The following is a 21,515-nucleotide window of genomic DNA, read 5'->3' as shown; positions in this document are numbered from 1 at the left end:
CACAGGGAGTCTGTGCGGACCTCGTTGTCGTGTCCGGTGTCCTGCCGCGACGGTCATGTGACCGTTCACATCGGCGGAACGGAGGTAATACTACGCACGGGATCGGCGCGCCTGTCAATTCGGATTGGTCGCGGTTTCGTAACGGCCCGCGTGATCCGGCGGAACGGGGCGCGACACGTCCCCCGCGTTGGGGTGATCGTGCGGGGTCCCGCAGGTCCGCACCTGCCGGCCTGGAGGCTCGTGGCGGCCCCGCCACGCGCCTCCATGCCCGCCCTCTGGTCACGTTCCACGCCGTCGTGGGAGCAGGAACTGTCGGGTCGCGTGACGCAACCCGACGATTCCTGCTCCCTCGACGGAAGGCGAGACGAGGAGGACGGGGGAGGTGTTCGTCAGCGCTTGCGGGGGGCGCTCGTCGAGCCGCGCACGACGAGCTGGGGGACGATGTCGATCGGCCGGAGCAGCTCGTCGCCCTCGCCGGGCAGGAGCAGGTCCACGCAGCGACGACCGAGCTCGGCGAAGTCGACCTGCACGGTGGTGAGCGGCGGCCAGTAGTGCTTCGCCTCGGGGATGTCGTCGTAGCCGACCACGGACAGGTCCCCCGGGACGTCGAGCCCGTACGACCGAGCGGCGTGCATGACGCCGAGTGCCATCTGGTCGTTCGAGCAGAAGACCGCCGTGCAGTCCCGCCACCGCAGGAGCTCTCGGCCGGCCTGGTAGCCGAAGTCCGCCGTCCAGTCGCCCAGGATCGGCGCCACCACCGGCATGTCGCGATCGGACATCGCGCGGAGGAAGCCCTGCATCCGGGCGTCGGCCTCGATCCAGTCCTGCGGTCCGGCGATGTGCCGGATGTACTCGTGGCCGAGGTCGAGCAGGTGCTCGGTGGCGAGCCGCGCGCCCTCCATCTGGTCCACCCAGAGCGCCGTCGGGTCCTCGCCGACGCTCGAGCGCATCGTGACGTAGGGCGTCCGGATGCCGAGTTCCTCGATGAGGTCGAACACCCGTTGCTGCGGGGCGATCACCACGATGCCCTCGACGTCCAGGTCGAGCAGGTGGCCGAGGCCCTCGCGGACGGCGGTGTCGGTGGCCTCGGCGATGTTCGCCGTCGTCACCGAGTACCCCCGGAGCATCGCCGCGTCCTCGATCGCCTGCAGCGCGACCGCCGGGCCGTAGTGGGCGCGGCGGGCGGTCAGGACGCCGATCGTGTGGGTGCGGCTCGTGACCAGCGCACGAGCGGCGCGGTTCGGCCGGTACTGCAGCTGCTCCATCGCGGCCAGGACCTTGTCGCGGGTCTCGGCGCGGATCGCGTCGGAGTTGTTGAGCACCCGGGACACCGTCTGGTGGGACACGCCTGCGACCCGCGCGACGTCGCGGATGCTGGGCGACCGCGGTTGTTGGGTCCGCGTCGACGCCATTGCTACTCGTTTCCTGCTCGGGGTCGTGGCACGTCGATGTGCACGTTCACATTCCGAGCCAGATCATTATGCACGTCCGGAGCATCCGCGCCACCTGAGTTGTGCTCCCGGAGGCTCATGAGCTACGGTTCACGTCGTATCCGGCATATCGCATGGGCCGGATCCGACAACTGCAGATCGGCCGTCCCGCCCGAGGGACGGCAGTCGCTCCAGACCTCAGAGAACAGCGACACCCGCAGCGCACCAGCGCTGGGGTGTCGCTGTTCTTTTTTTGTGCCCGGAACCCCCCGACCAGATCCCACCCACACCACGAAGGAGTGGTCTTGACCAAGTCCCGCAGACTGCTGAGCTTCATCGTCCTGTCCATGACCGGCGGCGTGATCTTCCAGGTCGCGTACATCCGGTTCGTGTTCCTCGCCGACACGGCGCACGCGCTCGGCCTCACGATCCAGCGCTACGGCGAGATCACGTCGGTGTTCGGCGCCGTCGCCGTGGTCATGTACTTCTGCGGCGGGTGGTTCGCCGACCGCTTCTCGCCGAAGGCCCTCATCGTGGTCGCGCTGGCCGGCATGGGCGTCGTCGACCTCTGGCTCGCCACGGTGCCGGACGAGACCGGGATCGTCGTCGCCCACGTGCTCATGGCCGTGCTCGGCATGGGTCTGTACTGGTCGTCGCTCGTCAAGCTCATCTCGATGCTCGGGACGGCGGACGAGCAGGGCAAGCTGTTCGGCTGGCTCGAAGGCGTCCGCGGCATCACGTCCACGGTCATCGGCTTCATCGGCGCCGGGATCGTCGCCGCGGCGATCGCCGACACCGGCGGGGTGCTCTGGGTGATGCGGATCTACGGCGTGCTCTGCCTCGTGTTCGCCGGGCTCGTCCTGCTCGTCGTCCGCACCGACCGCGATGCCCTGGGCCAGGTCGGCCGGCAGACGGTCACGCTCCGCGAGCTCGGCGCCGCCGCCCGCAACAAGTACACGTGGCTCATCGGCTCCTCGATCATGCTGATGTACTGCTTCTACACGCTGCTCGGCTACCTCACGCCACTGCTGCAGAACGGGTTCGCGGTGCCCGTCGTGCTCCTCGGCGCGATCGGCGTCGTCCGCACGTACGTGTTCCAGATCGTCGGCGGCCCGGTCGGCGGCGTGCTCGTCGACCGGTGGACGAAGTCCTCGCCGGCGTTCCTGCGGTGGACGTTCGTCGTCGCGGCGGTCAGCGCCGTCGGGTTCCTGGTCCTGCCGCAGGACCCCGCGCTCGTGTGGGTCGCCGTCACGCTCATGATCGTGATGTGCCTCGCGGTGTTCACCTCGCGCGGCGTCTACTGGGCCCAGATCGGCGAGGTCGAGGTCCCGCTCGCCCAGCGCGGTGGCGTGATCGGGCTGGCCTCGGGCCTCGCCTACCTGCCGGATGCGTTCCTGCCCGCCCTCGGCGCCTGGTGGGTCGGTGACCCGGCGAACGGCGTCCCCTCGCAGGGCGGCGGGTACACGACCATGTTCGCCGTCCTCCTCGGCGCAGCCGTCCTCGGCTTCCTGCTCACCACCGTGACCATGCGCGTCCGCGCGCGAGACCTCCGGAACCGCACGGCGCCCGACGTCGCCGTCGTCGCCTGAACCACCACGAAAGGACCCCACACCCATGGACATCCGCGACTTCTCGATGGACCTGTTCAGCCTCGCCGGCAAGCGGGCGATCGTCACCGGCGGCAACTCCGGGCTCGGGCAGGCGTTCTCGCTGGCCCTCGCCAAGGCCGGCGCCGACGTCTTCGTGCCGAGCGTGGTCGACGACGACGGTACGACCCGGGCGCTCGTCGAGGGCGAGGGCCGACGGTACGAGTTCCTCGAGGTCGACCTCACCGCGGCGGACGCCCCGGCACGGATCGTGGACGCCTGCGTGGAGCGACTCGGCGGGGTCGACGTGCTGGTGAACTCGGCCGGCATCTGCCTGCTCGACGAGGTCGACGCGTTCGACCGCGCGAAGTGGGACCCGATGGTGGCGGTCAACCTCACCGCGCCGTTCGCCCTCGGCCACGCGGTCGCGAAGCACTTCGTCGCGCAGGGCTCCGGGAAGATCGTGAACATCGCGTCGCTGTTCGCCTTCCTCGGCGGCCAGTGGTCGCCCGCGTACGCCGCGACGAAGCACGGCATCGTCGGCTTCACGAAGGCGTACTGCGACGAACTCGCGCAGCACAACGTGCAGGTGAACGCGATCGCTCCGGGGTACTTCGCCACGAAGATCACCGAGCAGACCCGGTCGAACCCGGAGACGAACCAGCGCGTGCTCGACCACATCCCGGCCGGGCGCTGGGGCGACGTCGCCGACCTGATGGGGGCGACGGTCTTCCTCGCATCGCGGGCCTCCGACTACGTGAACGGCCACACCCTGACCGTCGACGGCGGCTACCTCGTCCGCTAGTCACCCGACCAGCGCACCGAACCACACCAACGAAAGGCAACCCTCCGCATGATCGACTCGATCGCCACCCTCGACCGCTCCGAGATCCTCGCGCGCCTCGCCGAGATCGTCCGACCCGAGCAGGTCGACACGGACGACCAGCACCTCAAGGACGCCAGCGTCGACCGGTTCAAGAAGTACCAGTCCGTGCACGGGATCTACGACGCGCCCGTCCCGGTCGCCATCGTGCACGCCGAGTCCACCGAGGACGTCTCCGCGATCCTCGCCTTCGCGAACGACAACCTGGTCAACATCGTCCCGCGCACCGGTCGCACCGGCACCGAGGGCGGCCTCGAGACGAGCGTCGTCGACACGATCGTGCTCGACTGCTCGCGGATGGATGCCGTCCTGAAGGTCGACGAGGAGAACATGCAGGTGACGGTGCAGGCCGGCGTGCCGCTCCAGCGCCTCGAGGACGAACTCCGCCTGCGGGGCCTCACCACCGGTCACTCGCCGCAGTCCAAGCCGCTCGCGCAGTACGGCGGCCTCGTCGCGACCCGTTCGATCGGGCAGTTCTCGACGCTCTACGGTGCGATCGAGGACATGGTCGTCGGGCTCGAGGCGGTCTTCCCCGGCGGCGCGGTCCGTCGCATCAAGGCCGTGCCTCGCCGCTCGGCCGGCCCGGACATCCGCCACGTGGTGATCGGCAACGAGGGCGCGCTCTGCGTCATCACCGAGGTCACGGTCAAGGTGTTCAAGTACCAGCCGGAGAACAACGAGTTCCACGGCGCGCTCGTCGACGACATGCGGACCGGCATCGCGATCCTGCGCGAGGTCATCACGAACGGCTTCCACCCGTCGGTCGTCCGCCTCTACTCGCCGGAGGACGCCAATCAGCACTTCTCGCACTTCTCGAAGGACAAGTGCGTCGTGGTGTTCGTCGCCGAGGGTCCGGCCGGCATCGTCCGCGCCACCTCCGAGGAGATCCAGCGCGTCCTCGACCAGCACCCGCACGAGAAGGTCGACCCGGCGCTCATCGAGGCCTGGTTCGACAACCTCAACTGGGGCCAGGACAAGATCGACGCCGAGAAGGCCGTGATGCTGCGCGACCAGCAGCTCGGCTACACGACCGAGATCTCCGCCGACTGGTCCGCCGTCGGCGACGTGTACGACGCGGTCATCGCGCGCATCCGCGACGAGTACCCGCACGCCGGGGACCTCACGATGCTCGGCGGCCACTCGTCGCACAGCTACCAGACCGGCACGAACATGTACTTCGTGTACGACTACCGGATCGACTGCTCCCCGGAGGAGGAGATCGAGAAGTACCACATCCCCCTCAACGCGATCATCGTGGAAGAGGCCCTGCGCCACGGCGGCTCGATGGTCCACCACCACGGCGTCGGCAAGTACCGCACCCCGTGGGTCGAGGAGGAGCACGGCTCCGCGTTCGCGATCATGCAGGGGCTCAAGGCGCAGTTCGACCCGAAGGGCATCATGAACAAGGGCACGGTCTTCCCGGCACCGGGCGCGATCCAGCCGGCCGCCGAGCACCCCGACACGCGGTTCGGAGCCACGGGCGCATGACCCGGTACCTCGTCGGCATCGACAACGGCTCGCAGTCGTCGAAGGTCACGGTCTTCGACGAGCGGGGAGGCGTCGTCGCCGAGGGGCGTGTGCCGCTGCGGCCGAACCACACGCCGGCCCCCGGCGTGGTGGAGCACCCGGACGACGACCTCTGGGACTCCGTCGCGGCGGCGTGCCGGATCGCGATGGCGGCGTTCCCCGGGGAGCCGTCCGACATCGTCGGCGTCGGGCTCTGCACGATCCGGTTCTGCCGGGCGGTGCTGCGCGCCGACGGGTCGCTCGCCCAGCCCGTGATGAGCTGGATGGACGCCCGGGTCGGCGCGCCGTTCGTCGCCGAGCACGACGACGTCGCCTACGTGACGACCTCGTCCGGCTACGTCACGCACCGGCTGACCGGGGTGTTCCGGGACACCGCCGCGAACTACCAGGGCACGTGGCCGATCGACACCGACACGTGGCGCTGGAGCACCGACGACGCCGCGTACGCCGCGACCGGCATGCGTCCGGAGCAGCTGTTCGAACTCGTGGACCCGGGCGACCGGCTCGGTACCGTGACCGCTGCGGCAGCCGCGGCCACGGGCCTTCCGGCAGGCCTGCCGGTGATCGCGACGGCCAACGACAAGGCGGTGGAGGCCCTCGGCTGCGGGCTCCTCGACCCGACCACCCTGCTCGTGTCGCTCGGCACGTACATCGCCGGCATGTCCGTCGGCGAGCGGAACACCGCCGGCGGGACCGACTTCTGGACCAACTTCGGAGCCGAACCGGGCCGGTACCTGTACGAGTCGGGCGGCATCCGCCGGGGCATGTGGACGGTGAGCTGGTTCCGCGACCTGCTCGGACCGGACTACGCCGCAGCGGCCGAGTCCGTGGGGGAGCGGGCCGAGGACCGGCTGAACCGCGAGGCCGCCGCTGTCCCGGCAGGGTCGGACGGGCTCCTCACCGTGCTCGACTGGCTCGCGCCGGCGGACGCCGCGTTCCGGAAGGGCTCGATCCTCGGCTTCGACGGACGGCAGGGTCGAGCGCACGTCTACCGGTCGGTCCTCGAGGGCATCGCTATGACGATGCGCGACCGCAGCGACGCGATGGCCGCGGAGCTCGGCACGCCGTACGAGCGCGTGGTCGTCTCGGGCGGCGGTTCGTCGTCGGACCTCATGATGCGAGTGATGGCGGACGTGTTCCAGACACCGGCCGTCCGCATGGTCGGCGACAGCGCCGCCGGGCGCGGGGCCGCGATCTGCGCGGCCGTCGCGACGGGCGTGCACCCGTCGTTCGTGGCGGCGGCCGAGGCGATGGTCGTCGAGCGCGACCGGTTCACGCCGGACCCGTCGACCGCGACGGTCTACGACGCACTGCGCGCGGTGCACGCCGACGTCACCGCCCACACCGACGACCTGTACCGCCGGACCGCAGCGATCGTCGGCTGACGGCCGCGGACGTCGGACGCGACGGCCTGGAGGCCCGGTGCCGGTCCACGAGACCGGCACCGGGCCTCCAGGCGGTCGCCCCTACAGCCAGTTGCGCTTGCGGAAGACCGCCCACAGCACGCCCATCAGGACGAGCATCCCGACGATCGCGACGGGGTAGCCGTACCGCCAGTGCAGCTCGGGCATGTGGTCGAAGTTCATCCCGTAGACGCCCGCGATGAGTCCGGGCGCGAACAGGATGGCGGCCCACGACGAGATCTTCTTCACCTCTTCGCCCTGCCGGTGGGCGGCACGGGCGAGCTGGCGGCTCTCCTCGCCCTGCGCGAGGCTCGCACTGGTCATCCGGCGCATCGCCTCGTTCTGCTCCTGGGAGACGAGCGTGGCGTGCAGGGTCAGTGCGTTCTCGAGCAGCGCCCGGAACGAGTCGACCCGCTCCGTGACCCGCAGCGCGTGGTCGAGGACGTTCCGCAGGCGGTGCTGCACCTCGTCGTCGACGCCGTACTTGTCGGCGCCGCGGAGGAGTCCCTTCACCATCGCCGGCACCGGCTTCGTCGCCCGCTGGAAGCCGAGCACCTCGCTGAGGAGCTGGTAGATGCGCTTCGAGACGGCCGGGTCGACCTGCCCGGCGAAGAGCTGGTCCTCGATGGCGTCGACCTGGGCCTGCAGGATCTCGACGACGGGGGCGTAGCCGTCCACCACCTCGTCGAGCACCGCGGCGGTGACGGCCTCGGAGCCGCGGGCGAGGAAGTCCGGGTCGGCCTCGACCTGCGCCCGGAGCGCTGCCAGGTCGGGCCGTTCGGCGTGCCGGACGCTCACCACGAAGCGGTCGCCGACGAAGAGGTGGACCTCGCCGAACTCGACCGTCTCGGCCGCGGCGTCGAACCACGCCGGCCGGAGCACCAGGAAGAGCGTGTCCCCGTACCGCTCGAGCTTGGCGCGCTGGTGCCCCTTGCGGGCGTCCTCGACGGCCTGCTCGTGCAGGTCGAACTCGGCGGCCACCGCCTCGAGCTCGGACGGGTCGGGTCGGAGCAGCCCGATCCACGCGAGGTCGCAGTCGCGTCGCGCGTCGAGCGACAGGGTCGACGACGAATCGACACGACGTCCTCCGACGTAGACCGCGTTGTCGATCAGTGCCATGCTCTGCTCCTCTCATCGGGAGCAGGCAGGCGCGAAGCCGTCCCGGACGGATCCGGGGCGAGGGCGTGGTTCAGCGAACGGGCACGGCGACGACCGTCAGGGGCGGCCGGCCCGATCGAGGATGGTCACCCGACATCGCGCCTCACCTGCCCTTCTGGTCCGTCGCGGCCGCTGCGCGCAGCCGACTCGGCCACACCCGTGGCCGACGTCCGACCCTACCCCGCCACCGAGGACGTGCCAAGGGCGGCGCCGCGGACCTGCGAGGGCTCACATGCCCCACACGTCGCGGTTCGACGAGGCCACGGCGATCGCGCCCGCACCGAGCGCCGCCACGACGTCGGCCTTGTCGCACACCAGGCCGCCGGCGATGACCGGAACGGCGGTGTCGCCGCGCAGCCAGGTGATGACGCGGGGCATGCACCCGGGGAGGATCTCGATCGCGTCGGGCTTCGCCTGTTCGACCACCCGGGGCAGCTGGTGGTACGAGAACGAGTCGACCAGGAAGAAGCGCTGGACGGCCACCAGCCCGGCGCGCTTGGCGGCGCGGACGAGGTTCGACTTGGTGGAGAGCACCCCGTCGGCGCGGGTGTGCTCGGCGATCCAGGTCACCACGACCTCACGCGAGGAGAACCCGTCGAGCAGGTCGACGTCCACGAAGACCGTCTTGCCGGCGTCCTTCGCCCGGTCGACGACGTCCGCCACGTCGAGCACGCTGCCGTACAGGACGAACACGACGCCCCGGTCGGAGGCCAGGACCTCGTCGAGCGCCGAGGCGTCCTTCACGCTGGCGATCACCGGGTCGTCGCGGAGCGCCTCGAGCACGGAGTCCGCGGTGGTGCTGCGCGCGACATCGCGATCCGTGGTGGTCATGCAGCCCATTGTCGATGTCCTGCCCTGGCAACGGGCCGGACGCCTCGCCGGACGCCTCGCCGGACGGTGACGGGCCGGACGACGGCGAGTGTCAGCGGGTGATGCGGAGGCCCTCGGACGCCAGTGCGGTCAGCTGCCACCCGAGCCACGGGCTCCAGGCGAACGGCGACCCCTCGACCGAGGCGCGGAGGGAGTCCTCGGACACCCAGGCGTACTCGGCGACCTCGTCGTCGGCGGGCGCCGGCACGTCGTCCGTCACCGCGCGGTACACCGGGCACACCTCGTTCTCCACGATGCCGGACGCGTCGACCGCGCGGTACCGGAAGTCCGGCAGCACGAGCTCGACGTCACGCACGGCGATGCCGAGCTCGCGGGAGGCCCGTCGGGCGATGGCGTCCTCGAAGGACTCGTCCGGACCGGGGTGGCCGCAGAACGTGTTCGTCCACACCCCCGGCCAGGTCTTCTTCGACAGCGCACGCCGGGTCACCAGGACGTCGCCGTCGGTGTTCCGGACATGGCAGGAGAACGCCAGGTGGAGGGGCGTGTGGTCTGTGTGCACCGTGAACTTGTCCGCCGTGCCGATCGGGGTACGGTCGTCGGCCAGAAGCACCACGGTTTCAGGGAAAGTGCTCATCTGCACCGATAGGTTAGGCCAATGAGCGAGGAAGCGGCCACCGTGGCGCACATCGACCTCGCGCTCGTCGACGACTGCCTCGAGCGCTTCTTCGCCGTGTCGTCGGCCCGCGCCGAGCGCTACGGCCGGCCCTCCGAGGAACTCTGGCGCGTGCTCCGCAAGGCGAGCATGGGCGGCAAGCGCTTCCGGCCGCGCATGGTCCTCACCGCGTACGCCGGGCTCGGCGGGCGGGACGCACACGCCGCCGCGCACGTCGCCGCCGCGTACGAACTGCTGCACACCGCCCTCGTCGTGCACGACGACGTCATCGACCGCGACTGGTCGCGCCGCGGGCAGCCGAACGTCGCCGGGTCCTTCCGCGACACCGGCACGACGGGTGGCCTGCCCCTGCCGACGGCCGAGCACCGCGGCATGAGTGCCGCGGTCATCGCGGGGGACCTCGCGCTCGCCGCGGCCCCGCGCTTCATCGAGGCCGCCGGCGTCACCGGCGACCGTCGCTCCCGTCTGCTCGAGATCCTCGACGAGGCGGTGTTCGCCAGCGCCGCGGGCGAGATGACCGACGTCGACCTCGCCCTCGGGGTGATGCCGACCGTCGACGAGGTCCTGGCGATGGAGCGGGCGAAGACCAGCGTGTACTCGTTCGAGGCCCCGCTGCAGTCCGGCGCCGTGCTCGCCGGCGCCACCGAACAGGTCGTCACCGCCCTCGGCGACTTCGGCCGCGAGATCGGGATCGCGTACCAGATCGTCGACGACCTCCTCGGGGTCTTCGGCGACGAGACGATGACGGGCAAGTCGGTCCTCGGCGACCTGCGCGAGGGCAAGCGCACCATGCTCATCGCCCACGCCGCCACCACCGACTGCTGGCCCGAGCTCGAGCCGTACCTCGGCGACCCGCACCTCACCGAGGAGCGCGCGGACGAGGTCCGTGCGACCCTGGTGTCCTGCGGTGCCCGTGCGGCCGCGGAGTCGAGGGTCGCCGAACACGCCGCCCTCGCCCGTGCCGAGCTCGCCGCACTGCCGTACGACCTCGCCGACCGCCTGGAGGGCCTCGTGACCGAACTCGTGGAACGCACGCGGTGACGCACAGCAAGGCCCAGCCACGTCCCACGACGACGCGGCTCGGGCTCTACGACGCCACGGCCGAAGCCGCCTCCGGAGTCGTCATCGACCGCTACTCCACGTCGTTCGGGCTCGCCAGCCGCCTGCTCGCGAAGGACACCCGCGAGCACATCCGCAACGTCTACGCGCTCGTCCGGGTCGCCGACGAGGTCGTCGACGGCCCCGCGACCGAAGCCGGGCTCGACCCGGCCCTGGCCCGCACGGTCCTCGACGAGCTCGAGGCGGACACCGAACGCGCGATCGCCCTCGGTTTCTCGGTCAACCCGGTGGTGCACGCCTTCGCCCGCACGGCCCGGGCCACCGGTTTCGGTCCGGAACTCACCCGCCCGTTCTTCGCGTCGATGCGGATGGACCTCGAGCAGACCGAGCACGACGAGGCCTCGTTCACCGCGTACGTGTACGGCTCGGCCGAGGTCGTGGGCCTGATGTGCCTCCGCGCGTTCGTGTACGCCGCCGGCCGGCCCACGTTCGACGACTCCGTCCTCGTCGACGGGGCGCGGGCACTCGGCGCCGCGTTCCAGAAGGTCAACTTCCTGCGCGACCTGCACGCCGACTTCGAGGTGCTCGGTCGCTCGTACTTCCCGGGCGTCGAGGTGCGCACCTTCGACGAGGCCACGAAGGACCGGCTCGTCGCCGACGTCCAGTCCGACCTCGACCGTGCCGCACTGACCATCCGCCTGCTCCCGGCCGACGCGCAGAAGGCCGTCGGGCTGGCGCACGGGCTCTTCCAGGAGCTCAACGACCGCATCGCGGCGACGCCTGCGGACCGCCTCATCACGACCCGGGTGCGCGTGCCGAACCCGGTGAAGGCGCGGCTCGCCGCGCAGGTCCTCGCCGGACGCGCACCGTTGCGTTCGCGAGCGACCCACCACCGGCCTGGAGGCACGTCATGACCCCGCCCCGCGCCTCCAGTCCGAAGGCACCCGCGTCCCGACGCAAGGTGCCAGCTCGTCGCGCCGTCGTCATCGGCGGCGGCATCAGCGGCCTCGCGGCCGCCGCCCTGCTCGCGCGGGACGGCTTCTCGGTGACCGTGCTCGAGCAGCGGACGCAGCTCGGCGGCCGTGCCGGCTCGTGGGAGCAGGACGGCTTCCGCTTCGACACCGGTCCGTCCTGGTACCTCATGCCCGAGGTGTTCGACCACTTCTTCCAGCTTCTCGGCACCTCGGCCGACGCCGAGCTCGACCTCGTCCGGCTCGACCCCGGCTACCGCGTCTACAGCGAGGGGTACGCCGACCCGATCGACCTGCGTGCCGACCGCGAGGCGAACATCGCGCTCTTCGAGTCCGTCGAACCCGGCGCGGGCGACCGGATGCGGAAGTACCTCGCCTCGGCCGAGGACACCTACGCCATGGCCGTGCGACGGTTCCTGTACACGACCTTCCAGGACCTCACGAAGCTCGCGGCGCCGGACGTCCTCCGCCGACTGCCCAAGCTCGCCCGCCTGCTGCTGCAGCCGCTGTCCGCGTTCGCGAGCTCGGCCGTGCGGGACCGCCGGCTCTGGCAGGTCCTCGGGTACCCGGCGGTCTTCCTCGGCACCAGCCCGTACGCGGCGCCGAGCATGTACCACCTGATGAGCCACCTCGACCTCGCCGACGGAGTCCTCTACCCGAAGGGCGGCATCACCGAGGTCATCTCCGCCGTCGAGCGGGTCGCCCGACGCGAGGGCGCGAAGATCATCGCCGGCGCCAAGGTCGAGCGCATCGTCGTCGAGGACGGCGTCGCGACCGGCGTCGTGCACCGCGACCGCGACGGCGTGCAGCACACCGCACCGGCGGACCTCGTGGTCAGCGCGGCCGACCTGCAGCACACCGAGATGCAGCTGCTCGACCGCGAGCACCGCACGCACGGGGCCGACCACTGGACGAAGCGCGACCCGGGCCCGAGCGCCGTCCTGGTGTACCTCGGCGTCGACGGCCCCACGCCGGGCCTCCTGCACCACACCCTCGTGTTCACCGAGGACTGGAAGGCGAACTTCGGCGCCATCTTCGGGAAGGACCGGCACGTGCCGGACCCCGCCTCGATCTACGTCTGCGCACCCTCGGAGACCGACCCGTCGGTCGCGCCCCGTGGTTCGAGCAACCTGTTCATCCTGGTGCCGCTGCCGGCCGACCTGTCCATCGGCAAGGGCGGCATCGACGGCGCCGGCGACTACCAGGTGGAGCAGATCGCCGACCGGGCGATCGACGTCGTCGCCGAGCGCGCGGGGATCCCCGACCTCCGCGACCGCATCCGGGTCCGCCGCACGATCGGACCCCGCGACTTCGCCGACGACCTCAACGCCTGGAACGGATCGATGCTCGGCCCGGCGCACACCCTGAAGCAGAGCGCGTTCTTCCGCGAGAAGAACGCGTCCGCCAAGGTCGACGGCCTGTACTACGTCGGTGCCTCGACGATCCCGGGCATCGGGTTGCCGATGTGCCTCATCAGCGCCGAGGTCCTGCTCAAGCGGATCCACGGCGACACCAGCACCGAGCCGCTGCCGACACCGCTGGGCGCCACGGTCTGATGCCCGGGCTGTACCTCGCCGGGCTGCTCGTGTCGCTCGTCGGCATGACGGTGCTCGACGCACGCTTCCGGCTGTTCTTCTGGCGGGCGCCGTGGCGTGCGACCGCCGTGATGGTGGTCGGCGTCGCGTTCTTCCTGCTGTGGGACGCGCTCGGCGTCGCGTTCGGCATCTTCTTCATCGGGCCGCAGAACCTGCTCACCGGGGTGCTGCTCGCACCGGACGTCCCGCTCGAGGAGCTCTTCTTCCTGCTGCTGCTCTGCTACACGACGATGAACCTGACCGGGTTCGTACGGCCCCTCGTCGCCCGGCGGATCCGGCGTTCCGAGCGGCGGCGCGCGTGACCGGCGCGGGCGCGTACGCCCTGCTCGCGCTGCCGTTCTTCGCCGTCGTGGTGGTCGTCGCCGTGATCGCGGGGATCGCGGCCGCGCGCCGTGCACGCCGCGCGGGACGTGCACCGGGCCCCGGGCGCCGGATCGCGCTGCTGACGTCGTTGGTCGCCGGGATCGCATTGCTCGTCATGACGATCGTGTTCGACAACGTCATCGTCACGCTGCGGATCGTGGCGTACGACCCCGCGCTCATCAGTGGTGCGAAGATCGGAGCGATCCCGGTCGAGGACCTGGCGTACGCGATGGCGGCGATCGTGCTGCTGCCGAGCCTGTGGGTCCTGTTCGACCGGACAGGCCCGCGCGGCCCGGCCGTCTCGCGCCCCGCGCCCGACCCGACCACCGCCCCACCGGAGGACACACCGTGAACGCGAGCACCGCCTCCAGGCCGTCGACCCTGCGCGCCCTCTTCGTCTCGTCACGCCCGATCAGCTGGGTGAACACCGCCTACCCGTTCGGCGCCGCCTACCTGCTCGGCAGCGGGGTCGGCGTCGACGGTGGCGGCGGGTTCTCCCTCGTCGCGTTCCTGGTCGGGGTCGTGTACTTCCTCGTGCCGTACAACCTGGCGATGTACGGCATCAACGACGTCTTCGACTACGAGTCCGACCTGCGGAACCCGCGGAAGGGCGGCGTCGAGGGCGCCCTGCTCGACAAGAGCGTCCACCGCGCCACGCTGTGGGCCGTCGTCGTCACGAACGTGCCGTTCCTCGTCGCACTCGTCGTGCTCGGGGCACTGAGCGGCAACGGGCCGTGGTCGTGGCTCGTCCTCGCGATCAGCGTGTTCGCGGTGCTCGCCTACTCGGCGCCGGGGCTGCGGTTCAAGGAGAAGCCGTTCCTCGACTCGCTCACCTCGTCGACGCACTTCGTGTCGCCGGCGATCTACGGCCTGGCGCTCGCGGGGCCGCACTGGACGGGGCAACTCGTCGCCGTCTGCATCGCGTTCTTCCTGTGGGGTGTGGCCTCGCACGCGTTCGGCGCGGTGCAGGACGTCCTCGCCGACCGGGCCGGGGGCATCGGGTCCGTGGCGACCGTCATCGGGGCGCGCGCGACCGTGCGCCTGGCGTTCGTGGCGTACCTGGTCGCCGGGGTCGCGCTGCTGTTCTCGGCGTTCCCGGGGCCCATCGCCGCCGTCGTGGTGATCCCGTACGCCCTCAACGTGCTGCCGTGGTGGAACATCACGGATCAGGGCGCGGAGGCCGCGAACGCCGGGTGGAAGCGGTTCCTCTGGATCAACTACCTGGCCGGGTTCATCGTCACGATGGCGCTCATCGCCTACGCTTTCACGCACTGAGCGAACGCGCCCGCGCTGTGCGTGCTGGCGTCGGTCCCTGACAGACTGGACGGACGCACCGCGGCGTCCGTGGTGCGACACCAGCCACGAGGGAGTGCACGCATGACGGTCCGGATCATCCACGTCGGTCTCGGAGGGTGGGGCGGCAACTGGGCCCGCACCGCCATCCCGGAGGTCACCGAAGTGGAGGTGGTGGGGATCGTCGACCCGGTGCCGGCCACGCTCGAGGCCGTCCGGAAGGACCTCGGCTTGCCGGCGTCTGCGACGTTCGCGTCCCTCACCGAGGCGCTCGCCGGGGTCGAGGCCGACGCCGTCGTCATCACCGCCCCGGCCGTGACGCACGTGCCGCTCGCGCTCGAGGCGCTCGAGGCCGGCAAGCACGTGCTCGTCGAGAAGCCGTTCGCGAACACCACCGACGAGGCCGTGACCGCCGTGCGTCGTGCCGAGGAGCTCGGCCTCGTGTTGCAGGTCAGCCAGAACTACCGCTGGTACCCCGCGCCCCGGGTCGTGCAGGAGCTGCTGGCGAAGGACACCGTCGGCGAGGTCTCCGCGATCACCATCGACTTCCGCCAGTGGGACAACGACCAGCCCGCGGGAGAGTACCCGCACTACGCGTTCCCGCACGCGATGATCAACGACATGGCCATCCACCACTTCGACCTGCTGCGGATGGTCACCGGTCGCGAGGCCGTCCGCGTCTTCGCGAAGGCGTCCTACCCGTCGTACAGCAAGTACCAGGACGAAGCGGTCGCGTCGATGATCATCGAGCTCGACGACGGCCTGGTCGTGAGCTACCGGGGGAGTTGGCTCTCGCGCGCTCCCCGGACGGCCTGGGCCGGCGAGTGGAGCATCCAGGGCGAGGACGGCGAACTCTGGTTCACGAGCCGGAGCGGAGCACCGAACGCCGTCGAGGGTGACCGCGTCACGATCCGCCGCACGCAGGACGACGAGGCGGCCGCGGTGGAGCTCCCCGCGCTGGAGCACACCGACCGGCAGGGCGGGCTGCAGGCCTTCGCGCGCTCGGTCGCCGGCGGTCCGGTCCCGGCGACGAGCGGCCGCGACAACCTGCGGAGTCTCGCGCTCATGGAGGCGGCGGGCCGTTCTGCGGCGTCGGGTCGCCCCGAGGACGTCGTCGTCCCGTCCTGACGTGACCGGCTGACGGCCTGGAGGCGCGGCGCGGGCCCGCCGCGCGCCTCCAGGCCCTCTCTTGGTCGCGTCGGGCCGGTGGCGGGTCCGCTCGCGTCCTTCCCGTGGGCCGCGCCGCCTCCCCGCGAAAGCGACAGTTCGCACCGGAACGTTCGCGCACAACTGTCGCTTCGGCAGCCAGGACCAGCTGGTCTGCCGCGAACTGTCGCTTTCGTGGCCGCGGCCGGCCGGCCGCCCGCGGCCGCGGACGCGCGCGCGGTCAGGCGACGCCGGCCGCCCGCCGCGCCTGCGCCACCGCGGCCCGCACGCCGAGCGACCACCCCGGGCCGTGCCCCGGCAGCACGTGCTTCACCTCGGTGTCCACGAGCCGGTCGAGCGACGCGACCGCGGTGGCCACGTCGGCGGTGGCCGCGGGGGCGACGATCCGCGGCCCGATCCCGCCGGTGTACGGGTCGAGGGTCACCAGCGCATCGCCGGCGATGACGGCGTCGCGGTCGGCGAAGTGCAGCGCCACGTGCCCGTCGGTGTGCCCGGGCGTCTCGATGATCCACGGGTTGCCGGGGACGTCCGCGCGGGACTCCATCGGCAGGGTGTCCGCGATGCCGTCGACGGTCAGCGCACCGGCGAGGAGCATCCGACCGAGCGGCGCGAGCCCGCCGGGGTGCAGCGCCACGAAGCCGAACCGGTTCGTCTGCGGCCGGTACGAGTACGGGTGCGCGGCGAGGTCCCGGTCGCCCGGGTGCACGTACACGGGCGTGCCCCACTCCCGGTGCATGCGGGCGGCGGTGCCGACGTGGTCGAAGTGCCCGTGGGTGAGCAGGAGCCCCTCCACCTGGGAGTGGCTGTACCCGAGGTCCCGGACGGCGAGCTGCAGGTGCGGCCACGCGGCGGGCAGGCCGGCGTCGACCACGAGCAGCTGGTCGCCGGTCTCGACGAGGTACGTGTTGGTGTGTGCGATCTCGAGGCGGTGGATCCCCTCGGCGACGTCTCGGAAGAGCATGATGCGCACGGTAGCCACGTCACACTGTGCGGCGTTCCGGGGTCGACGTGTAGGAAATGGGGAATGGCCAAGGACAGTCTCCCCGAGCTCGAACTCGCGAACGTCCGCACGCGTGAGCACATCACCGACACCGTGACCGAGATCCGGCGTCGTGCGGACCTGCCCGCCCGAACCCGGCTGGCTATCGCGAAGACCCGGCAGCGCTGGCACCGTGACCCGACGCCGCTCGTGGCGATGGGCATCACCGCGGCCGCCGGGATCGCCGCGATCGTCACCGGCATCGCGCTCCGGAACAGCCCCGCAGGGCACCTGGCCGACCCGCCGGCGAGCTCGGCGTTCACCGCGCTGCTGCCCTTCGGCGCGCGCGGCGGCCCCTCCGCGCAGGAGCAGAGCCAGTCCGGCCGCAAGGGCCGGAAGGCCCGGAAGCGGGCCGCCGAGGACGCCCTCGAACGTGACCCGATGCACAGGGCCCGGGTGAAGCAGCAGGTCGGCATCGCCGCGGTGCAGCGCCGGGCGGACAAGAACCGCAAGCAAGCGGTGAAGCGATCGAAGCAGGCCGTGAAGGCGAGGGGGTAGACCCGTGGCGCAGGACCAGCAGAAGCCGGCACCGGACGACTCCCGGAAGCCGGACAGCCCCGCCGACCTCACGAAGCCGACGTTCGTGTACACGCTCAAGAAGACGCTGCGCGAGTTCTCGAGCGACCAGTGCACCGACCTCGCCGCGAGCCTGACGTACTACACGGTGCTCGCCCTCTTCCCCGGGCTGCTCGCCGTCGTGTCGATCCTCGGGCTCGTCTCGGACCCGGCGAAGACCATCGACACCCTGCTCGACGTCGTCCGCAACGTCGGCGGCGGGCAGGTCGCCGACCTGCTGCAGAAGCCGATCGAGGGACTCGTCCGGTCGCCGGCCGCCCCGGTCACGTTCATCGTCGGTCTCGTCGGTGCGCTGTGGTCGGCATCCGGCTACGTCGGCGCGTTCGGCCGGGCCATGAACCGTATCTACAACGTCCGCGAGGGCCGACCGATCTGGAAGCTCCGTCCGACGATGCTCGGCGTGACCCTGTTCACGGTCGTGCTGCTCGTCCTCGGCCTCCTCGCGCTCGTGTCCGGTCCGCTGGCCCGGGCGTTCGGCGACGTGATCGGGCTCGGCGACGTGGCGGCGCTCGTGCTGTCCATCGTGCAGTGGCCGATCCTGCTCGCGATCATGATCATCGTGGTGGCGGTGCTGTACTACTGGGCGCCGAACATCAAGCAGTCGAAGTTCAAGTGGGTGAGCGGCGGTGCGCTGCTCGCCATCGGCATATGGATCATCGCGAGCGTCGGCTTCGGCTTCTACGTCGGCAACTTCTCGAACTACAACGCCACGTACGGGTCGCTCGGTGGGGTCATCGTGTTCCTGCTGTGGATCTGGATCACGAACAACGCCCTGCTCTTCGGCGCGGAGTTCGACGCCGAGCTGGAACGCGGGCGGGAGCTCCAGGCGGGCATCCGCGCCGAGGAGGACATCCAGCTGCCCGAGCGTGACACCCGGCAGATCGAGAAGCAGGACGAGCAGCGCGCGAAGGACGTCCTCGAGGGGATCAAGATCCGGCAGAACGCCGGGCGGTCCGACGACTGACGGCCTCCTCCCGGCCCGGACCGCTACGGTGCGCCCGTGCCGTCCTTCCTCGAGGGGCTCCCGTTCTGGTGGCTCGTCCTCGCGCTCTTCGCCGTGGTGCTCTGCCGTGCGCAGGCGACGTACTGGCTGGCGCGCGGAGCGGTCGCGGGGGCGTCCCGGTCACGCTGGGGGCGCTGGCTCGACTCGGCTGCGGTCCGTCGCGGATCGGCACTCCTCGACCGCTGGGGACTGCCGGTCGTCACGCTGAGCTTCCTCACGGTGGGCCTGCAGACGATCATGAACGCCGCCGCCGGGATCGCCCGGGTGCCCTGGTGGCGGTACACGCTCGCGATGCTGCCCGGGTGCGTCGCCTGGGCGTTCATCTACGCCACCGTCGGCATCGCCCTGTTCTGGGCCGTCCTGGCCACCTTCGCCGGCTCGCCCTGGGGCGTGGTGGTGCTGGTCGCCCTGGTCGTCGCGGCCGGTGTCGGCACCTGGTCGGTGCGTCGTCGACGTCGGCCCACCTCGTCGACGTCCGCCTGACGCCCTGGAGGCACGGCTCGCGTTCCGTAGGCTGGCCTGCGTGACGACAGAACAGTCTCCCGTCCTGCCCACCGCCCTCGTGACGGGCGCGACCCGTGGGATCGGCCGGGCCATCGCCCTCGACCTCGGCCGCACGCACCACGTCCTGGTCGGCGGTCGGACCGCCGACGCCGTCGACGAGCTCGTGGCCCTGCTGCCGCACGCGTCGCCGTACGTCGGCGACCTCGGCGCCGGTGACGTCCCGGCGCTGCCCGACCGGCTCGACGTGCTCGTGCACAGTGCGGGCGTCGAGCAGGGCACCACGGTCGCCGACACCCCGCGTGCCGTGTGGGAGTCGGTGTTCGCGACGAACCTCTTCGCGGTCGCGGAGCTCACCCGGCTCGCCCTCCCCGCGCTCCGGGCCGCCCGGGGCATCGTCGTGCCGATCAACAGCGGCTCGGGCTTCCACTCCGGCCCCGGCGGCGGCGTGTACGCAGCGTCGAAGTTCGCGCTCCGGGCGTTCGCCGACGCCCTCCGCGACGAGGAGCGGGCGAACGGTGTCCGGGTGTCGAGCGTGCACCCCGGCCGGACGGACTCGGACATGCAGCGTGCGCTGACCGAGAAGCTCGGCGAGGACTACGACACCGCGTACTACCTCGCCCCCTCGGACGTCGCGGACGCCGTCCGCACCGTCGTCGACCTGCCGGAGCGCGGCACGATCGAGTCCCTGGCGATCCGTCCGACGAAGCGGCGCTGACCCGACCGGATCCTCCTTCACCCGAGCTCGAGCCGGGTGGTGAGGTCGAGCCGGTCGAGGAACGTCTCGTCGTGGCTGACCACCACGAGGGCCCCGCGGTAGGCCCGGAGCGCGTCCACGAGCTGGTCGACGCTCGTCAGGTCGAGGTCGTTCGTCGGCTCGTCGAGCACCAGGAGCTGCGGCGGCGGGTCGGCGAGCACCAGGCTGGCGAGTGCCACCCGGAACCGCTCGCCGCCGGACAGCGCCCCGGCCGGCCGGTCGACGGTGTCCCCGCGGACCAGGAACCGCGCGAGTCGGTTCCGCACCTCGCCCGGAGCCACGTGCGGGGCGTCCCGCCGCACGTTGTCGAGCACGGTCGCGGTGTCGTCGAGCGAGTCCTTCCGCTGCGGCAGGTACGCGATCCGGTCGACGTGCGGTGTCGCGTGCGTGTCCGGCAGCGGGTGCTCCCGGGCGTCCGGCGTGCCGACGAGCTGTTCGAGCAACGTCGTCTTGCCGACGCCGTTGTCCCCGATGACGGCGATCCGCTCCGGTCCCTGCACCACGGTCTCGCGGCCACGGACGGTGACGGTGGCGATCCGTCGTGCGGCCGGAACGTCCGGGTCGGGCAGGGCGACGTGGATGGACTCGTCGTCGCGCAGCCGGAGTTCGGCCTCGCGGGCGGTGGCGAGTGCCTCCTGCTCGGCGGAGCCGTGCGCGACCCGGAGCCGTCCGGCGGTCTCCTGCGCCTTCTTCCGCTGCTCGTTCGCCAGGATCTTCGGCATCGACCGTCCGGCCTTCTCGCCCGCCTTGGCCCGGCGGGCGATCTTCGTCTCCGCCTCGATCCGCTGCCGTTTCTCGGCGCGGTGGCGTTGTTCGGCGACACGGACCTCGCGCTCGACGGCGGCCTGCTGCACGGCGAGGTGCTCCTCGAACGCGCTGAACGTCCCGCCGAAGACGGTCATGCCGCCCGCACGGAGTTCGGCGGTCTCGTCCACGTGCTCGAGGAGCTCGCGGTCGTGGCTGACGACGACGAGGGTGCCCGGCCAGTCGTCGACCATGTCGAGCAGGAGCCCGCGGCCGCGGCGGTCGAGGTTGTTCGTCGGTTCGTCGAGGAACGCGATCGGCAGGCCGCGCAGCCGGATGCCGGCCACCGCCACCAGGACGGCCTGCCCGCCGGACAGGGTCGACGCCGGTCGGTCGAGGACCTCGCCGCGGACGTCGCCGTGGCCGGTGCCGAGGGTCGGGCTGAGACCGATCGAGTCGAGCGCCGCTGCGGCACGCTCCTCGAGGTCCCAGTCGTCGCCGATCACGTCGAAGTGACCGGGGGAGGCGTCACCGCCGAGCACCGCGCGGAGCGCCGTGAGCGACCGACGGATGCCGAGCAGGTCGGCGACGGTGTCGTCGTTCCCCGTCTGCAGGCGTTGCGGCAGGTGGTCGACGAGACCCGACGTCGTGACGGTGCCCGACGTGGGGTGGAGCCGACCGGTCACCAGCCGGACGAGCGTGGACTTGCCGGCCCCGTTCCTCCCGACCAGGCCGGTCCGGCCCCGACCGAAGGCGGTGGTGAGGTGACCGAGCGCGACGGTGCCGTCGGGCCAGGTGAAGCTGACGTCGTTCAGGACGACGGATGGACTGCTGGGCACGGAAGTGCCTCCCCGGTGGTCGATGCTGGGCGCACGACACCGCATCCACCACGCACGGCACGGAGCACGGGCGGTGGGGCGCCCGACGGAGGGCGCGCGATCACGGTGTCAGCGCGT

Annotated in this window: 21 protein-coding genes; 15 read left to right on the top strand and 6 right to left on the bottom strand. The window is 71.4% G+C overall.

What is annotated here, in order from left to right; all coding sequences use genetic code 11:
* Positions 1 to 389 precede the first annotated feature (389 nt).
* Positions 390 to 1,412, bottom strand: coding sequence for a LacI family DNA-binding transcriptional regulator (locus tag BIU96_RS13725; RefSeq protein WP_071293160.1), 1,023 nt, complete (start codon positions 1,410 to 1,412; stop codon positions 390 to 392).
* Positions 1,413 to 1,735: 323 nt separating this feature from the next.
* Between BIU96_RS13725 and BIU96_RS13720 the strand changes: the two genes are divergently transcribed.
* From BIU96_RS13720 to BIU96_RS13705, 4 genes are read left to right on the top strand one after another with little or no spacing between them, the layout of a single operon-like run.
* Entirely contained in the window at positions 1,736 to 3,019 is a 1,284-nt protein-coding gene (locus BIU96_RS13720; RefSeq protein WP_175477559.1) for a nitrate/nitrite transporter, read from the top strand.
* Between the two features lie 25 nt (positions 3,020 to 3,044).
* Positions 3,045 to 3,821 carry an SDR family oxidoreductase gene (locus BIU96_RS13715; protein WP_071293158.1) on the top strand — a complete coding sequence of 259 codons (777 nt, stop codon included), beginning with the start codon at positions 3,045 to 3,047 and terminating at the stop codon, positions 3,819 to 3,821.
* Between the two features lie 48 nt (positions 3,822 to 3,869).
* On the top strand, positions 3,870 to 5,387 hold the full coding sequence (locus tag BIU96_RS13710) for an FAD-binding oxidoreductase (protein WP_083402914.1): 1,518 nt from the start codon (positions 3,870 to 3,872) through the stop codon (positions 5,385 to 5,387).
* Positions 5,384 to 6,811, top strand: coding sequence for an FGGY-family carbohydrate kinase (locus tag BIU96_RS13705; protein ID WP_071293157.1), 1,428 nt, complete (start codon positions 5,384 to 5,386; stop codon positions 6,809 to 6,811). The genes BIU96_RS13710 and BIU96_RS13705 overlap by 4 nt, the downstream gene beginning before the upstream one ends.
* A gap of 81 nt (positions 6,812 to 6,892) precedes the next feature.
* Here the strand turns inward: BIU96_RS13705 and BIU96_RS13700 are convergent, their stop codons facing one another.
* The 3 genes from BIU96_RS13700 to idi all read right to left on the bottom strand — a co-directional run bounded on the left by BIU96_RS13700 (position 6,893) and on the right by idi (position 9,452).
* Positions 6,893 to 7,948, bottom strand: a complete 1,056-nt coding sequence (locus BIU96_RS13700) for a magnesium and cobalt transport protein CorA (protein ID WP_071293156.1) — start codon at positions 7,946 to 7,948, stop codon at positions 6,893 to 6,895.
* Positions 7,949 to 8,215: 267 nt separating this feature from the next.
* Positions 8,216 to 8,818, bottom strand: a complete 603-nt coding sequence (locus tag BIU96_RS13695; RefSeq protein WP_071293155.1) for a glycerol-3-phosphate responsive antiterminator — start codon at positions 8,816 to 8,818, stop codon at positions 8,216 to 8,218.
* 91 nt (positions 8,819 to 8,909) lie between these two features.
* Positions 8,910 to 9,452, bottom strand: a complete 543-nt coding sequence (gene idi / locus BIU96_RS13690) for an isopentenyl-diphosphate Delta-isomerase (RefSeq protein WP_071293291.1) — start codon at positions 9,450 to 9,452, stop codon at positions 8,910 to 8,912.
* A 21-nt stretch (positions 9,453 to 9,473) separates the two neighbouring features.
* Between idi and BIU96_RS13685 the strand changes: the two genes are divergently transcribed.
* The 7 genes from BIU96_RS13685 to BIU96_RS13655 all read left to right on the top strand — a co-directional run bounded on the left by BIU96_RS13685 (position 9,474) and on the right by BIU96_RS13655 (position 15,900).
* Entirely contained in the window at positions 9,474 to 10,532 is a 1,059-nt protein-coding gene (locus tag BIU96_RS13685; protein WP_071293154.1) for a polyprenyl synthetase family protein, read from the top strand.
* Entirely contained in the window at positions 10,529 to 11,464 is a 936-nt protein-coding gene (locus tag BIU96_RS13680) for a phytoene/squalene synthase family protein (protein WP_071293153.1), read from the top strand. The genes BIU96_RS13685 and BIU96_RS13680 overlap by 4 nt, the downstream gene beginning before the upstream one ends.
* Positions 11,461 to 13,077 (top strand): phytoene desaturase family protein, encoded by a 1,617-nt coding sequence (gene crtI, locus BIU96_RS13675; RefSeq protein WP_071293152.1) that lies wholly within the window; start codon positions 11,461 to 11,463, stop codon positions 13,075 to 13,077. Before BIU96_RS13680 ends, crtI begins: the two co-directional genes overlap by 4 nt.
* On the top strand, positions 13,077 to 13,418 hold the full coding sequence (locus BIU96_RS13670) for a lycopene cyclase domain-containing protein (protein ID WP_071293151.1): 342 nt from the start codon (positions 13,077 to 13,079) through the stop codon (positions 13,416 to 13,418). Before crtI ends, BIU96_RS13670 begins: the two co-directional genes overlap by 1 nt.
* Positions 13,415 to 13,831 carry a lycopene cyclase domain-containing protein gene (locus BIU96_RS13665; protein ID WP_071293150.1) on the top strand — a complete coding sequence of 139 codons (417 nt, stop codon included), beginning with the start codon at positions 13,415 to 13,417 and terminating at the stop codon, positions 13,829 to 13,831. Before BIU96_RS13670 ends, BIU96_RS13665 begins: the two co-directional genes overlap by 4 nt.
* Positions 13,828 to 14,754, top strand: a complete 927-nt coding sequence (locus BIU96_RS13660; protein WP_071293149.1) for a prenyltransferase — start codon at positions 13,828 to 13,830, stop codon at positions 14,752 to 14,754. The genes BIU96_RS13665 and BIU96_RS13660 overlap by 4 nt, the downstream gene beginning before the upstream one ends.
* Positions 14,755 to 14,856: 102 nt before the next feature.
* Positions 14,857 to 15,900: a Gfo/Idh/MocA family protein gene (locus BIU96_RS13655; RefSeq protein ID WP_071293148.1), complete on the top strand. Its 1,044-nt coding sequence runs from the start codon at positions 14,857 to 14,859 to the stop codon at positions 15,898 to 15,900.
* A 259-nt stretch (positions 15,901 to 16,159) separates the two neighbouring features.
* Here the strand turns inward: BIU96_RS13655 and BIU96_RS13650 are convergent, their stop codons facing one another.
* Positions 16,160 to 16,900 (bottom strand): MBL fold metallo-hydrolase, encoded by a 741-nt coding sequence (locus BIU96_RS13650; protein ID WP_071293290.1) that lies wholly within the window; start codon positions 16,898 to 16,900, stop codon positions 16,160 to 16,162.
* A gap of 63 nt (positions 16,901 to 16,963) precedes the next feature.
* Between BIU96_RS13650 and BIU96_RS13645 the strand changes: the two genes are divergently transcribed.
* The 4 genes from BIU96_RS13645 to BIU96_RS13630 are packed head-to-tail and all read left to right on the top strand — an operon-like array spanning position 16,964 to position 19,776.
* Positions 16,964 to 17,476 (top strand): hypothetical protein, encoded by a 513-nt coding sequence (locus BIU96_RS13645; RefSeq protein ID WP_071293147.1) that lies wholly within the window; start codon positions 16,964 to 16,966, stop codon positions 17,474 to 17,476.
* 4 nt (positions 17,477 to 17,480) lie between these two features.
* Positions 17,481 to 18,518, top strand: a complete 1,038-nt coding sequence (locus BIU96_RS13640; RefSeq protein WP_071293146.1) for a YihY/virulence factor BrkB family protein — start codon at positions 17,481 to 17,483, stop codon at positions 18,516 to 18,518.
* Positions 18,519 to 18,554: 36 nt separating this feature from the next.
* Entirely contained in the window at positions 18,555 to 19,040 is a 486-nt protein-coding gene (locus BIU96_RS13635) for a DedA family protein (RefSeq protein WP_071293145.1), read from the top strand.
* Between the two features lie 40 nt (positions 19,041 to 19,080).
* Positions 19,081 to 19,776, top strand: a complete 696-nt coding sequence (locus BIU96_RS13630) for an SDR family oxidoreductase (protein WP_071293144.1) — start codon at positions 19,081 to 19,083, stop codon at positions 19,774 to 19,776.
* Positions 19,777 to 19,793: 17 nt separating this feature from the next.
* On the opposite strand, the gene BIU96_RS13625 is transcribed toward BIU96_RS13630, so the two are convergent.
* A complete protein-coding gene (locus tag BIU96_RS13625) occupies positions 19,794 to 21,398 on the bottom strand; it encodes an ABC-F family ATP-binding cassette domain-containing protein (protein WP_071293143.1) in 1,605 nt (534 codons plus the stop codon).
* Positions 21,399 to 21,515 lie beyond the last annotated feature (117 nt).

Origin of the sequence: Curtobacterium sp. MCBA15_008 (assembly GCF_001865065.1) — a bacterium.
Taxonomy (GTDB): Bacteria; Actinomycetota; Actinomycetes; order Actinomycetales; family Microbacteriaceae; genus Curtobacterium.
This window is presented reverse-complemented; position numbering and strand designations above follow the sequence as displayed.